The following is a 15,202-nucleotide window of genomic DNA, read 5'->3' on the forward strand; positions in this document are numbered from 1 at the left end:
TACATTTAGAATATGATTGAAGAAATAAAAACATATTATGATGAATTAGCATCAACCTACGACCAAAATAGGTTTGGAAACTCCTACGGCACCTATATTGACATACAGGAAAGAGCCTATCTCAAAAAGAACTTGCCTCCAATTAACTCTAATAACATTCTGGATTTGGGTTGCGGAACAGGAAGATTTCTAGATTATGCAAGTCATGGTGTAGACATCAGTCCAAAAATGATCGAAATAGCTAAGGGAAAATTCCCAGATAAAAACATCAATCTGGGTAGTGTTTCCGAAATTCCACATCCGAATGCTTTTTTTGATATTCTATTTTCTTTTCATGTTCTGATGCATTTAGACAAGCCCGCTGTAACGGATTTTCTTAGTGAATCACATCAAAAATTAAAAGAGAACGGCAGATTGATTTTCGATTTTCCTTCTCAAAAAAGAAGACGGCTTTTCAATTACAAAAACAAAGGCTGGCATGGTGCTAATGCTCTTTCGATAAAAGACATCGAAAACCTTATAAAATCGGACTGGAAAATAAAACAGTATCAAGGAATACTTTTTTTCCCTATTCATAGGTTTCCTTCTACAATGCGACCTTTATTGCAAAAAATCGATACTCTTTTTTGTAAAACCTTTCTCAAAGAGTATTCTTCCTATCTCGTCATTGAATTAGAAAAAGCACAAAGGTGAAAAAATTTATCCCAACTGTCGTAAAGCTGAAATTCAGGGTAATAAAAAGACAAATTACCGATCTGAAATTTATTTCTAAAAATCGTTTTGCTAAAAAAAGGCCACAAGAAAACGTGTCGGGTTTCTCTATTACAATTGAGCAAGAAATAAAAAAGGGAACTTTTTTAGAGAACAAAATCCATAATCTGAAACTTGCTTTCAAAACAATTAATGAAATTTGTATCTATCCGGACGAACTGTTTTCCTTTTGGAAGACAGTGGGATATCCTTCTGAAAAAAACGGTTTTAAAAAAGGAAGAAACATCGTAAATCAAAAAATTTCTGAAGAAGTTGGCGGCGGACTTTGTCAGCTTTCTGGAATCATTTACCATACGGCACTGACTGCCAATCTCCAGATATTGGAAAGACACAACCATTCTGTCGACATTTATTCCGAAGAGGATCGTTTTACTCCTTTAGGTGCCGATGCTACTGTTGTTTACGGATACAAAGACCTTCGGATTAAAAACAACACTGACTTTCCGATTCAATTCAAAATCGAAATTGAAGGTTCCCATATTAGCTGTTCATTGAACAGTCATAAAGAAATTGAAGAGCACCACGTGACTTTCAATACTATTGACAAAGGCAAAAAAACAGAAGTGGTTACTTTTATAGAGAATAAAAAAGTCGCTATTTCTTTCTATAACAAATTAAGGAGTTGATGAAGATACCTGCAGCACTTTTCCGTTATAAAACTTATTCCCTTTTAAGGTAAAATCATAAATATAATCTGCCATTTCTTTTGCCGAAAGCGGAGCCTGATAGCCTGGAAAAGCTTCGGCAAGCATTTCAGTCTGCACAGATCCTAAAGCCAATACGTTAAACGAAATTCCTCTTTCTTTATATTCTTCAGAAAGCAATTCAGAAAGTGTTATTACGGCTCCTTTACTGGAACTGTAAGCCGAAAGCCCGGCAAATTTCATACTGCCTTGTATCCCTCCCATACTGCTGATAGTCACCACATGGCTTCCCGGTTTCAAATAAGGCAATGAGATTCGGGTCAGAGAAGCAACTCCAAAAACATTTACCTTATAAATTTTCTCAAAATCTTGTGTTGATGTTTCGGAAAACGGCTTTAATAATAAAGCTCCTGCATTATGGACAATTGCATCTACCTGTTTCCATGTGGAAGAAAGAAAGTTTTCAATTTTAGCCAGATCATCTTCTTTAGACAGGTCGACAGAAAGACAGGTGATATTTGGATTTTCTATTAATGCCTGAGGTGTTTTTCTGGAAATAGCCAAAACCTGATGGCCAGCATTGGCAAATAATAAAGCCAATTCGTAACCAATTCCTCTACTCGTTCCTGTTATGATAATGTTTTTCATTTTAATTTTTATAGCGCAAAGCTTTCTTTGCATTATTAAGTTCTATTTTTTGTTTTGTGGCTCTGCGCCTTTGCGAGCTATTTTTTTCATGCAAAGGCGCAGAGCCGCAAAGTTCATAAAGAAAAATCAATGAAACCTAACATTTCATACTTTCTTTCATTTTGATATAGATTTCTAAAATCTGCGTAATTATTTTAATCTGTGGCTAAAATAAAATTCCGCAACTCAAACAAACAGGCAAAATCAATTTATCTTTATTAGACGTAAACTCCTTGTTAGCCTTTAACTATTTCTTCAAAGCAATTTCTTTAGTTGGAGAATTTGCCATTTTTTCAATTACTGGTAGCATATCCTGAATAAAAGATGTCATGTGTGCCGTATCCATCAACTTGAATTCGTCTTGTACCTGATGATAATAGTTGAAATTTTCAAAATCAAAAGTACAGACTGTTTGTGCCGGCACTTTAAATTCTTTATAAAACGGGTAGTTATCCGATGCCATAAATAATCTGTAGGTCAATTCCTGTTGTATAAAACCAACTACACTCTTTCCAGCATACTCATTAAATTTAGCAGCCATGTTTGACTTTGCATATCCGGTAATATAGGCTGTAAAATCACGTTTCATCGGAACTCCAATCATCTCAAAATTTAGCATGGTATAGATATTAAAATCCTGTGCCTTTAATTTTTTGGCAAGATGTTCTGAGCCTAACAACCCTGCTTCTTCAGCAGAAAAAAATACAAAAAGCAGGCTTCTCTTATTTGACTTAAACTTGCCGAAATATCTTGCTATTTCTGTAACTGCCGTTGTCCCGGAAGCATTGTCATTTGCTCCATTATTAATACTATCTCCGTTTATTGCTTCTTTCGCCAGGCCAATGTGATCATAATGTGCTCCTACAACAACAAACTCATTTTTTAGTTTTGGGTCAGTGCCTTCCAAATATCCTACAATATTGTAAGCCGGTTCTGGATAGTTCGAAAGTGTGTCCTTATAGGTGCGAAAATAAGGCTTGATATGATTTTGTGAAAAAATCGTTTCCAGATATTGAGCTGCCTTTTCAATTCCCGCCGATCCTGCCTTCCTGCCTTGCAATTCATCAGAAGCAAGAAACTCTAATGTCTTTGCAACCGATTCCTGATTTACCTTATACGATTTGGCAGAACTGCCTGATTTGCTACCATAAAGATTTGATTTACAACTTAATGCAATCAAAAAAAACAGACAAGCTATTCTCTTAATCATAGGTTTACAGTTGACGGATTGGTTTTGGCTAAAATAAAAAAAATACTGCAATTAGTCTCTCTAAATATCCCGATATGCTTATCCGTTGATTTTTTTGCGACTCTGCGGCTTTGCGTGAAAAAATAACTCGCAGAGTCGCAAAGTTTAAAAAGAGATTTTTTTGAAAATTGTTATTTTTCACACCTTCTTTTATAGTATAAGCTTTTCTATAACTTTTAAGCTTTTTTATAACCAAATCACGAGAATCAGCATTTTCTTACATTCTCAAAATGTCACTAAAATTGTTGAATTCCACACTTTTTTAGAGCCAATTCCACACTTTTACACAGATTCCTCATATTCCACAACAATTCAAAATGTGAAAAAAGTATTGATTTACAGGTATTTACAAGTAATTCGCATTACTTTCTCAAAATGGCACATTTCTTTCTATTAACTAATCGAAAAAGAAACACAGCTATTACCCCAAAAAAAATTGTTATGAAAAAGATTTTAGTATTAGCCGGATTAATATTAAGCATTGGGGTAAACGCTGCGACATCTGATAAAACGATAAATCAAATTTCCGTAATTCAGGAAAAACAATATAAACCAATTGAACCATCTGCTATTCCAGCTGATGTGCTAAAAAACATCAGTTCAAAATATGGCGGATATACAATAAAGGAAGCGCACGTTGCTAGCGACGGAGAATACAAGCTGGTACTTTCAAAAGATGATAAGACCGTTACAGCTTATTTCACGGCTACAGGTGAGCTAATAAAAGAAGCATAGTTTAAGTTAAGTTTGTTGAAGGAAGAATTTATATTCTTCGCAATATAAAGGAGATGTGGGGGCATCTCCTTTATTGTTTTTATATTATAACATATATTAACATTTAAAATTGGTTTAAAATTTTAAATTTGTGAAAAACATTGTACCCCAATATGAGCTCGAAAATCTTGGTGATTGATGATGACACGTCTTTTTGCGTAATGCTGAAAACCTTCTTGCAAAAAAAAGGTTATGATGTTACCAATGCTTTCAATGCTAAAGAAGCTGAAGAAGCGATACGAAATCAAATTTTTGATGTTGTCCTTACAGATATCCGACTGCCAGACAGTGACGGTATCCAGATATTAAAATATATAAAAGAAACTTCTTTTAAAACCCAGGTTGTTCTAATGACCGGGTATACTGATATTAAAACAGCCGTCAGCGCCATGAAATTGGGAGCCTATGATTATGTGGGCAAACCTATCAATCCTGACGAAATTCTACACACTATCGAACAGGCTCTAAAAAAGAGACTTGAAAAACCAGAACCTGTTGCCGAGAAAAAAGAAAAAAAAGAAACTTCCGATTTTGCTTTTGTAAAAGGCGCCAGCTCGACATCCAATCAGCTACATGAATACATTGGCCTTGTTTCACCTACCAATATGTCTGTATTAATCATAGGCGATAGCGGTACAGGAAAAGAATACATTGCGCATACCATACACATGCAAAGCAAACGAAAAGACAAGCCTTTTATTCCTGTTGATTGCGGTGCTATTCCCAAAGAACTTGCTTCAAGCGAATTTTTTGGGCATATAAAAGGTTCCTTTACTGGAGCCATAAATGACAAAACCGGGCATTTTGAAGCTGCAAATGGCGGAACATTGTTTTTGGACGAAGTTGGAAATCTTTCTTATGAAGTACAAATCCAACTACTTCGTGCTTTGCAGGAACGAAAAGTAAAACCAGTAGGAAGCAATCATGAAATCAAGGTAGACATTCGTGTCATTGCCGCTACTAATGAAGACCTTTCTGAAGCTGTCAAACGTGGAGATTTCCGTGAAGACCTTTATCACAGGTTGAATGAATTCTGCATCCAGGCTCCAAGATTGAGCGAAAGAAAACAGGACATTATGGTTTTTGCACATCATTTCCTTGCTTTGGCTAATGATGATCTCGAAAAAAACATTGAAGGTTTTGATGACGAAGTCATTGAATTATTCATGAATTATGACTGGCCTGGAAACCTTCGTGAGATGAAAAATACCATTAAAAGATCTGTATTGCTTACAAAGACCAATACCGTTCCTATTGATGTGTTGCCACAAGAAATGCGTTCTGCTATAGAGCAGGAAAATGCAATTCCGTATTATTCAAAAGAAAATGAAGAATCAGCAATCCGTTCTGCTTTAGAAAAAGCCGGCTTTAATAAAACCAAAGCTGCCAAATTGCTGAATATTGACCGTAAGACACTTTATAACAAATTGAAATTATACAGTATAGATCTGTAGTTTTTTTTAGCGGCTCAGCTACTTAGTTTCTTAGTAACTAAGCACCTTAGTACCTCTTTCAATAAGTTAACTCTAGTCAAATTAAGAATTTTATTAAAATGCGGATTAGAATAATTACACGGATTTTAGGAAATCTGTGCCTATAAAAGAAAAGGTAAAAAGGCTCTCTTTCAATAGCCTTCACTTTTACACACAAAACACACAACCTTAGCACCTCAGAACCTTAGCAACTTAGCACCTTTTTAACCAATCTCCTTCTCCAATTCTGAAATTAAAATCGATAGCTTTTGGAAAATTGTTTCTACATACTTTTCCATTTCTTCCTTGTTATGCTCTAAGCTTTGGTCTTCTATTGGCTCTAGCAAATCAGAAATCGTATATACCTCCATTTGTTTGAGCATCGGAATCATCTTATGGGCTATTTCCGACATTCTTTTCTGGTTCATTTCACAAGTGGCCTGTCGTAGCGCTTCTGTATTCTCTGAAACGCTCGTGATAAACGTATCCACGATTAATTTTAAAGAAACCGGATCGTTTTGGGTAAATTTATTCAGGCTTGTCAGATCAAATAGCTTTTCATCTTTTCTGGCGTCCGCAACCTGAACAGCAACATCTACAGGCTTCCCATCAAATATGGATTTCATAAGAAGCAGAAGTTCTTCCAATCGTAGCGGTTTTGGATGAAAGGCCGTAAAGCCTTTGCTTGTAAAATCTTCCGGGTTAAGATTTCTCTTTCCGGATAAAGCAATTACTGGAATAGAAGCTATTTGATTATTGTTGTTATTTCGGATAATCCTCACCAGTTCAAATCCATCGATATTAGGCATTTGGATATCGCTCAAAACAAGATCAAATTGTTCATGTTCTAATAAATCCCTCACTTTGGCAGCATCGACCAGTGTAGTTATTTTTACAGGATAATTGGAGAAAATCTCCTTCATCAATGAAAGTTGCATCACATCGTCATCAACAATAAGAATCCTTTTGTCTTTTAAAAATTCTGCTTCTGAATCCAAACTTGGAACGACAGTCTCAACAGCTTCGGCTCCCGATTTTATAGCCGGAATCGTAATCGTAAAGATCGACCCTTTGTTTTCTTCACTATCCAATACGATATCGCCGTCTAAAAGCTGTAACATTCTTTTGGCAATTGTCAACCCTAAACCTGTTCCTCCAAATTTCTTTTCTATCCCGGCATGTGCCTGGGTGAATTCTTTAAAAACCGCTTTTTGCTTGTTTTTTGCAATCCCGATTCCGGTATCGATTACAGAAACAACAATAGTCTCTGATTCTATCTTGGCATGAACCTCAACAGAACCTTCCTGCGTAAATTTTATAGCGTTTGAAATCAGGTTGGTCAAAATTTGCTTGAGTCTGTAAGGATCTGACACAAAATTATCATCCAATACTTCTTCAACATCCCAATTAAGCTCAATACCTTTATTTTCTGCATTGGGCTCTAATGGCTTGCAGGTACTTTCAATCAAGTCTTTAAAATTAAAACTGACTTTTTCAACATTGATACGGTTGTTTTCCAATTTTGAGAAATCTACCAGATCATTGACCAATTTTAATATGTAATTTGAAGAATGTTTTATATTGTCGAGATATTGTTCCTGTTTTGGATTGACATTGGTATTTTTTAGCAGGTCAGAAAAACCGATAACACTTCCTAACGGCGTCTGTATATCATGCGTCACGGTAGCCAAAAGCATCATCTTACTGCGCAACAGGTCTTCTTTCTCAGCGTTCAGGCTTTCGAGCTGATTTCTGTAATTTTGATTTATAGTAAGGTCCCTTATGATAATATAGCCAAAAATAATCAGCAGGAAGAACGTTATGGCTCCAACCCATGCAATCGTCTGGATTGTATTATCGATGGCGCGTTTGGATTCATTAATTTTTGCATACGATTTTTCCAACATCTGTTTTTCTAAAGAAGACAGAACCGTTCGGAGTTGATCTGAAATATACCGGTTTTCATCAAGCATTTTCTGCTCCTTACCAAATAACTCATATTGCGTCTCTATATTTATTGCTGCCTCTTTTCTTATAGCTCCCTGAAAGGCCATCATAAGTGAGTCGTTAGAAAGCGGCAGCTTGCTCAAAGAATCCATCTGTTTTTTTGTAAGCACTTCATTTAAAAAGGATCGGTACTGCTGCCTTCCTGAAAACTTTACCGGCTTTATTTTTTTGACCAATGAATCTTTTGTGGTATACACCTTTCTTTCGGCCCGCTTGAAAGTAGCCTTTGTATCGACATAATTCCTAAACTCTATAATCTCATTGATACTTTTTTTCTTTTTCTGAAGCAGATATTGGATTGTATCCAGCTTGGAAAGCTGTGTTTTATCGGCTTCCGATTTTATAGCCTCAATTTCTAATTTTATACTATCGAGAAGCTTGTTATACTCATTAACATCAGCTTTAGAACCTGTTAATATCGAATTCCTCCCTACAGTTTCAGAGGCATACAAACTGGCAATAGCATTACTGACACGGATTACTTTTTGGCTGTCTGCATTGGCATCATCGCCGGGAGTGGCAATTTTTAGGATTTCAGAATAGATAAACCAAACCGACAAAGCGGCTATTACAAAAAGCAATAAATACCCTACAATAACTTTTGCTTTTAAAGATTTCGGTTTCTGACTCATGAGGATAAAGATAGTACTTTAAAATAATTTGTTAAAAAAAAATCCGGCAGAAACTGCCGGATTTTTTAAACGTCAAAGTTTGACAAACTTATGCTAATATGCTTCTGGAAATTACGATTCTTTGAATTTCAGAAGTTCCTTCATATATCTGAGTGATTTTTGCATCACGCATCATTCTTTCTACATGATATTCTCTTACATATCCGTTACCACCATGAATCTGTACAGCTTCAATAGTAGTATCCATTGCAGTTTGAGAAGCAAACAATTTCGCCATCGCACCTGATTGTGAAATGTCTTGTCCGGCATCTTTTTCAGAAGCTGCTTTCAAACATAGCAATTCTGCTGCGCTGATCTGAGTTGCCATATCTGCCAATTTAAAAGCAATAGCCTGGTGCTTGGAGATTTCTTTTCCAAACGCTTTTCTTTCTTTAGAATATTTCAATGCCAGTTCATAAGCTCCTGTTGCAATTCCAAGGGCTTGAGAAGCGATTCCAATTCTTCCGCCATTCAATACTGCCATTGCAAAATTAAATCCAAAACCTTCATCTCCGATTCTGTTTTCTTTAGGAACTTTTACATCTGTAAACATTAAAGAATGCGTATCAGATCCGCGGATTCCCATTTTTTGTTCTTTCGGGCCAATTTCAAATCCAGCCCATCCTTTTTCAACAAGAAATGCGTTGATTCCTTTGTGTCCTTTTTCAATATCGGTTTGAGCAATTACAATATAAGTAGAGGCTGTTGCTCCGTTTGTAATCCAGTTTTTTGTACCATTTAAAAGATAATGGTCACCTTTATCTATTGCTGTTGTTTTTTGTGAAGTCGCATCACTACCTGCTTCTGGCTCAGAAAGACAGAAAGCTCCAATAACCTCACCTTTAGCCAAAGGCACAAGGTATTTTTGTTTTTGTTCCTCGTTACAGTATTTTTCTATACCTGCGCAAACGAGTGAATTGTTTACAGACATTACTACTGCTGCCGAAGCATCTACTTTTGCAATTTCTTTCATTGCTAAAACGTAAGAAACGCTATCCAATCCAGCTCCTCCGTATTTCGGGTCAACCATCATCCCAAGAAAACCTAAATCAGCCATCATTTTGACTTGTTCTGTTGGGAATTTTGAATGTTCGTCTCTTTCAATTACACCTGGAAGCAGCTCTGCCTGAGCAAAATCTCTAGCTGCTTGCTGAATCATCAGGTGTTCTTCGGTTAGTTTAAAATCCATAATTTGTAAAGGTATTATTTGCCGTTTTATTGTTTTTTTGCGTCCAAATGTAAATATTAAATATCAAATTTTCAATAAGATTGCCTAATTTTGGCGCTATGGCTATAGAAAACTATAACGTTATCGGAGTTATGTCAGGCACATCCTTGGATGGCATCGACCTGGCCCTTATAATTTTTCATAGGCTGGAAAACCACTGGCAGTATCAAATTAAAGAAACCAAAGCAGTTCCCTATACAGAAGATTGGATTTCCAGACTCAAAAAAGCTGTGGATTTTTCTCAGGAAGAACTCGAAAAACTAAATAAGGAGTATACCTTATTATTAGGTAATGTAATTTCCGATTTTATTGCTGTAAATCAGTTGGAAAATCTGGATGGCATATGTTCCCATGGACATACAATCTTACACCAACCTCAAAACGGTTTTACCTTACAGATTGGAAATCTTCCGGAAATTGCAAAACTCACCAACCAGAAAGTGATTTGTGATTTCCGTGTTCAGGATGTGGAATATGGCGGACAAGGCGCTCCACTGGTTCCTATTGGCGACCGCTTTTTGTTTCCAGAATATGATTTCTGCCTGAATCTTGGTGGTTTTTCTAATATCTCTTTTGAACAAGATGGCAACAGAATCGCTTTTGATATTTCTCCTGTCAATACAGTGCTTAATTTTTACGCAAGCTTGTTAGGTCTTGAATATGACGACAAAGGAACAATTGCCCGAAGTGGAACTGTTTCTGAATCTTTATTACAAGAACTTAACACCATTGATTTTTACGCTCAAACCTATCCTAAATCCTTAGGCTATGAATTTGTAAAGACGATTGTATTGCCTATGATGGAAAAGCATACTATTTCCACAGCAGATAAATTACGAACTTTTGTAGAGCATATTGCCATACAGACTTCATTGGCAGTTCCTAAAAAAACAGGAACCATTCTAGCCACCGGAGGCGGGGCCTATAATGTTTTTTTACTGGAACGAATGGCCTTCCATTTACCAGAAATGACATTCAAAGTGCCAGACGATAAAACAGTAGAATATAAAGAAGCCTTGATTTTTGCTTTACTTGGCGTTTTAAAGCTGCGAAATGAAGTAAATGTATTGGCTAGCGTAACCGGAGCCAAACACGATCACAGTTCCGGAAAAATATTCCTTCCCTAAACGGAATTCCTAAAACTTTGTGCATTCATGCTTTAAAAACTATATTTGCAAACCAATAAAAAACAACAGACAAATAATACAATATAATGAAAGATTTACTTAAGAAATTTGAGAATAAAGAACCTGAAATAATATTCAACTGGAAAGACTCCGAAACTGAAGCAGAAGGATGGACAGTAATCAACTCTCTACGCGGAGGTGCTGCCGGTGGCGGAACAAGAATGAGAAAAGGGCTTGATGTGAATGAGGTTCTCTCTTTGGCAAAAACCATGGAGGTAAAATTTTCAGTTTCAGGGCCGGCAATTGGCGGAGCTAAATCCGGTATCAATTTCGACCCGAACGACCCAAGAAAAAAAGGTGTTTTACAAAGATGGTACAAGGCTGTTTCTCCATTATTGAAAAGCTATTATGGAACCGGAGGCGATTTGAACGTTGATGAAATCCATGAGGTAATTCCAATGACAGAAGAATGTGGTGTATGGCACCCACAAGAAGGTGTCTTCAACGGACATTTCAAACCAAGTGAAGCTGATAAAATCAACAGAATTGGACAATTGCGTCAAGGTGTTGTGAAAGTTATTGAAAACCCAATCTATTCTCCTGATGTAAACCAAAAATATACAGTAGCTGATATGATTACTGGTTATGGTGTTGCAGAAGCAGTGCGTCATTTCTATGACATCTACGGCGGAAGCATCAAAGGAAAGAGAGCTATTGTTCAGGGATTTGGAAACGTAGGTTCTGCTGCGGCTTATTATTTGGCTAATTCAGGAGCAAAAATCGTTGGTATCATCGACAGAGATGGCGGAGTTATCAATGAAAATGGTTTTACTTTTGAAGAAATCAGAACTTTATTCGTTAACAAAAACGGAAACCAGCTTGTAGCTGACAACATGATTCCTTTTGAAGAAATCAACAAAAAGATATGGGCTATTGGTGCTGAAATCTTTACTCCTTGTGCTGCTTCAAGATTAGTCACTCAAGAGCAATTAGACAATATGGCTGCCGCAGGATTGGAAGTAATTTCATGTGGCGCTAACGTTCCATTTGCTGATAAAGAAATTTTCTTTGGCCCAATTATGGAAGCTGCCGACAAAAAGATAAGCCTGGTTCCTGACTTTATTTCAAACTGTGGAATGGCAAGAGTATTTGCTTATTTCATGGAGAAAAAAGTACAAATGACAGACGAAGCTATCTTCAATGATACTTCTGTAACCATCAAAAATGCAATACAAAAAGCACACGACCTAAACGCTGACAAGAAAAATATCAGTGCGACTGCTTTTGAGATTGCCCTGAAACAGTTGGTCTAATTATTGATAGTATTTAGATAACATTTTTTCGATAATTACGTTATCTTTATCGAGCATAATTCGCAAAAACTATGAATGTCACCCTTTCTGACGAACAAAAAAAGTCTTTAGCCATCACAACAGTTTTGTTTACGTTGCTGTTATTGCTTTTGTTTCTGATCAAATTTGCCACCGAGGAAAGAATCCAAGAACTTGCCGGAGGCGGAGGCGGAGGTGTGACCGTAAATTTTGGCGATAGTGAGTTTGGTTCTGGTGCTGATTATACAAGCGAGGTTTTAAAAGTAACCCAAACGACAAAATCAGCACCACAGCCAACTGCTAGTTCACAGGAAGATATTTTGACTCAAAACTCTGACGAGGATGCTGTTTCTGTAACAGAAACAAAAAAACCTGTCAAGTCAGAAGTCAAAAAACCTACCACAACTCCCGTTGAAGTCAAAAAACAACCATCAAAATCTACAAATGATGCAATCTCTAGTATTTTGGGCGGTGCCAACAAAGGCGGTGATGGCGACGATGGAGTATCCGGAAACAAAGGAAAGCTGAATGGCGATAAAAATTCCAACAATTACTATGGCGATGGCGGATCAGGTGGTGGAACCGGAGGCGGAAATGGTCCGGGTAACGGACCTGGTAATGGTCCGGGAAGTGGACCTGGTTCTGGAGGCGGAAGCGGAGGCGGTTATTCGTTAGGAAATCGAAAAGCTTTATCAAAACCATCTCCTAACAGCGATTGTAGTAATGAAACAGGGATTGTTGTCGTTGAAGTATCTGTAGATAAAAACGGTAATACTATTAGTGCTACTGCTGGAATTAAAGGAACTACTATCACTGCCAAATGTTTAAGAGATCAGGCAAAACAAGCCGCCATGAGAACCAAATGGCAGGCAAGCAGCGATGCTCCTGAACGCCAGGTTGGCAAAATTATTTATAACTTCGGTTTAAATTAAACTACACTGAAAATCATCTCCCGATGACTTATTCTGAAACTTTAGACTGGATGTTCAGCCAGTTGCCAATGTATCAAAAACAAGGCGCTTCGGCTTATAAAGAAGACCTGACCAATACTATTTTATTAGCAGATCATCTTCAGAATCCGGAAAAAAACATTAAAACAATCCATGTAGCGGGAACTAATGGAAAAGGATCTACATCCCATTTCCTGGCCTCTATTTTACAAGAAGCCGGATATAAGACCGGACTCTATACTTCTCCACATTTAAAAGACTTCCGGGAAAGAATAAAAATTGACAGCCAGGAAATCTCAGAAGATTTTGTGGTGCAGTTTATTACTTCAAATAAATCCTTTTTTGAGCAGAACCAGTTGAGTTTTTTTGAAATGACCGTTGGGTTAGCATTTGATTATTTCCGCCAGGAAAAGGTAGATATTGCCATTATTGAAGTGGGTATGGGAGGTCGATTGGACTCTACCAATATCATTTCACCTTTGGTTTCTGTCATTACCAATATCGGGATGGATCATGTGCAGTTTTTAGGTAATACGATGGAAAAGATAGCTTTTGAAAAAGCAGGAATTATCAAACCGAAAACTCCTGTGGTTATTGGAGAATATACTTCAGAAACAAGACCTGTGTTTGAGAAGAAAGCAACAGAAATGAAATCTGAAATATATTTTGCTTCTGATTTGGTAAGTAGCACCTACCCTTCTACCCTTATAGGAGATTATCAGGAACAAAACAAGAAAACCGTACTGCAAGCCATTCGAGTATTGCAAGCACAAGACAACTTTATAATTTCAGAAGAAAACATAAAAGATGGATTCTGGAACGTGATTAAAAACACCGGACTGCAAGGCCGTTGGCAGCAATTAAAAGAAGCTCCTATGGTAATTTGCGATACGGCCCATAACAAACACGGACTGGAAATTGTCATGAAACAAGTCGCACGCCAAAAATTTGACGCACTGCATATCGTTTTGGGTTTCGTAAATGACAAAGATTTGGATGATGTGCTGCCTCTTTTTCCAAAAAATGCTAAATATTATTTTTGCAGGCCAAATATTCCACGTGGACTAGATGCAATGGCATTACAAGAAAAAGCAGCAACTTTTGGACTTAACGGGAAAATATATCCCTCAGTTGCAGAAGCTTACAAAATTGCTTTAGAAAATGCATCTGAAACAGATTTTATCTACATAGGTGGAAGCACATTTGTAGTTGCAGAAATTTTATAATTTTTACGAATATTGTTTGCAGATATAAAAAAACAGTCTATATTTGCACTCGCAATCAGGGCGATTAGCTCAGTTGGTTCAGAGCATCTGGTTTACACCCAGAGGGTCGGGGGTTCGAATCCCTCATCGCCCACCAAGATTATTAAGCCCCGCAAGTTTTCGCTTGCGGGGTTTTTTCTTTGGCATAACATAGGACAACACATACCAAATACTTTATTTATAGTCGCATGTTAGTTAGTTGCAAAGTAAAAATGATTCTCAGCTAAATTTGGTTCGGCGTAACCAATCTTTCCTTGCTCTTCTAAATCCATTAATTTTTCTCTGATTGGTTTGTAATTTAAACTTTTTGGAACTTTAATTACAAAGTATCCTTCACGGAATTTTTCAGATTCACAACCTAATGAACTAAATATTTCACGTAAATCATTAGTTACAATTTCTTTGTCCCTTACGAATACTTGAATCGTTGAATTTCCAGAATGTTCAATAGTTCTTCTATACGTTAACATTTCTTCGTCCTGGTCATATTCTGCAAACACAATATCTTCGCAAGATACGTAAGCTAAAAACGGAATGCTCATTAGTTTGTAAAGCCCTTTTTCAACGTCTACAGTTTCTGACCATAAAGTTTCAACTGTCCATTCATCCAAAACGTCACTGAAAAATCTGAATAGTATTTTTACATTTTTATCGTCCATTATAGCAGGATTTTTATGCAATATCACATAACTCATTTATATAAGCTTTTTGCAATTAACAAGGTTTTCATTTATTAGCTAAAATATTAAATTCCCCCTACAAACCATCAAAATTTTATTTTTAGGCTAGTAACTTAAAGTGTTTATAAAATTGGCTTTGTTGTTTTTATGATTACCGATACTTCTGATTATTTTAGGAGTAAAGGCAATGCAATTTCATCATTATTGTTTAGTCTACAATACAAAACAAGCCTGTTTGGGGTTGGTCAAAATTTCCTGAATTACCGGCTGTCATTCCTACCGTAATATAGCAGAAATCATTTGTTTTAAATTCAAATCTAGTTTATATCATAAAAAAACCCCAAAC

The 15,202-nt window shown here is 36.6% G+C and carries 13 protein-coding genes and 1 tRNA gene; 9 read left to right on the forward strand and 5 right to left on the reverse strand.

Translation table 11 applies throughout. From position 1 onward, the window contains the following. Window positions 1-12: 12 nt before the first annotated feature. Complete coding sequence (locus tag FJA49_RS08690) at window positions 13-693, forward strand: class I SAM-dependent methyltransferase (RefSeq protein ID WP_199758375.1); 681 nt, start codon at window positions 13-15, stop codon at window positions 691-693. Then, complete coding sequence (locus FJA49_RS08695; protein ID WP_158629469.1) at window positions 690-1,397, forward strand: VanW family protein; 708 nt, start codon at window positions 690-692, stop codon at window positions 1,395-1,397. The genes FJA49_RS08690 and FJA49_RS08695 overlap by 4 nt, the downstream gene beginning before the upstream one ends. Here FJA49_RS08695 and FJA49_RS08700 read toward each other — a convergent pair. Both FJA49_RS08700 and FJA49_RS08705 read right to left on the reverse strand, forming a co-directional pair. Continuing rightward, a complete protein-coding gene (locus FJA49_RS08700) occupies window positions 1,386-2,063 on the reverse strand; it encodes an SDR family NAD(P)-dependent oxidoreductase (protein ID WP_140000579.1) in 678 nt (225 codons plus the stop codon). The two genes, FJA49_RS08695 and FJA49_RS08700, sit on opposite strands and share 12 nt — an antisense overlap. A 286-nt stretch (window positions 2,064-2,349) precedes the next feature. Next, window positions 2,350-3,309 (reverse strand): M28 family peptidase, encoded by a 960-nt coding sequence (locus tag FJA49_RS08705; RefSeq protein WP_233590102.1) that lies wholly within the window; start codon window positions 3,307-3,309, stop codon window positions 2,350-2,352. 483 nt (window positions 3,310-3,792) lie between these two features. Here FJA49_RS08705 and FJA49_RS08710 point away from each other — a divergent pair, with 483 nt between their 5' ends. Further along, entirely contained in the window at window positions 3,793-4,086 is a 294-nt protein-coding gene (locus FJA49_RS08710) for a hypothetical protein (protein WP_140000581.1), read from the forward strand. Between the two features lie 152 nt (window positions 4,087-4,238). Next, window positions 4,239-5,579 carry a sigma-54-dependent transcriptional regulator gene (locus tag FJA49_RS08715; RefSeq protein WP_140000582.1) on the forward strand — a complete coding sequence of 447 codons (1,341 nt, stop codon included), beginning with the start codon at window positions 4,239-4,241 and terminating at the stop codon, window positions 5,577-5,579. Window positions 5,580-5,821: 242 nt separating this feature from the next. Here FJA49_RS08715 and FJA49_RS08720 read toward each other — a convergent pair whose 3' ends face one another. Both FJA49_RS08720 and FJA49_RS08725 read right to left on the reverse strand, forming a co-directional pair. Continuing rightward, entirely contained in the window at window positions 5,822-8,236 is a 2,415-nt protein-coding gene (locus FJA49_RS08720) for an ATP-binding protein (protein WP_140000583.1), read from the reverse strand. 88 nt (window positions 8,237-8,324) lie between these two features. Continuing rightward, on the reverse strand, window positions 8,325-9,464 hold the full coding sequence (locus tag FJA49_RS08725; RefSeq protein WP_140000584.1) for an acyl-CoA dehydrogenase: 1,140 nt from the start codon (window positions 9,462-9,464) through the stop codon (window positions 8,325-8,327). A gap of 98 nt (window positions 9,465-9,562) precedes the next feature. Here FJA49_RS08725 and FJA49_RS08730 point away from each other — a divergent pair, with 98 nt between their 5' ends. The 5 genes from FJA49_RS08730 to FJA49_RS08750 all read left to right on the forward strand — a co-directional run bounded on the left by FJA49_RS08730 (window position 9,563) and on the right by FJA49_RS08750 (window position 14,273). After that, window positions 9,563-10,630: an anhydro-N-acetylmuramic acid kinase gene (locus FJA49_RS08730; protein WP_140000585.1), complete on the forward strand. Its 1,068-nt coding sequence runs from the start codon at window positions 9,563-9,565 to the stop codon at window positions 10,628-10,630. Between the two features lie 86 nt (window positions 10,631-10,716). Further along, entirely contained in the window at window positions 10,717-11,943 is a 1,227-nt protein-coding gene (locus tag FJA49_RS08735) for a Glu/Leu/Phe/Val dehydrogenase dimerization domain-containing protein (protein WP_140000586.1), read from the forward strand. A gap of 71 nt (window positions 11,944-12,014) precedes the next feature. Then, window positions 12,015-12,893, forward strand: a complete 879-nt coding sequence (locus FJA49_RS18425; protein ID WP_158629470.1) for an energy transducer TonB — start codon at window positions 12,015-12,017, stop codon at window positions 12,891-12,893. Between the two features lie 23 nt (window positions 12,894-12,916). After that, a complete protein-coding gene (locus FJA49_RS08745) occupies window positions 12,917-14,137 on the forward strand; it encodes a bifunctional folylpolyglutamate synthase/dihydrofolate synthase (protein ID WP_140000587.1) in 1,221 nt (406 codons plus the stop codon). A gap of 58 nt (window positions 14,138-14,195) precedes the next feature. Then, window positions 14,196-14,273: transfer RNA gene (locus FJA49_RS08750), tRNA-Val, on the forward strand. Between the two features lie 94 nt (window positions 14,274-14,367). On the opposite strand, the gene FJA49_RS08755 is transcribed toward FJA49_RS08750, so the two are convergent. After that, window positions 14,368-14,835 carry a DUF4265 domain-containing protein gene (locus tag FJA49_RS08755; RefSeq protein ID WP_199758376.1) on the reverse strand — a complete coding sequence of 156 codons (468 nt, stop codon included), beginning with the start codon at window positions 14,833-14,835 and terminating at the stop codon, window positions 14,368-14,370. Window positions 14,836-15,202: the final 367 nt, after the last annotated feature.

The organism is Flavobacterium microcysteis, assembly GCF_006385255.1.
Taxonomy (GTDB): Bacteria; Bacteroidota; Bacteroidia; order Flavobacteriales; family Flavobacteriaceae; genus Flavobacterium; species Flavobacterium microcysteis.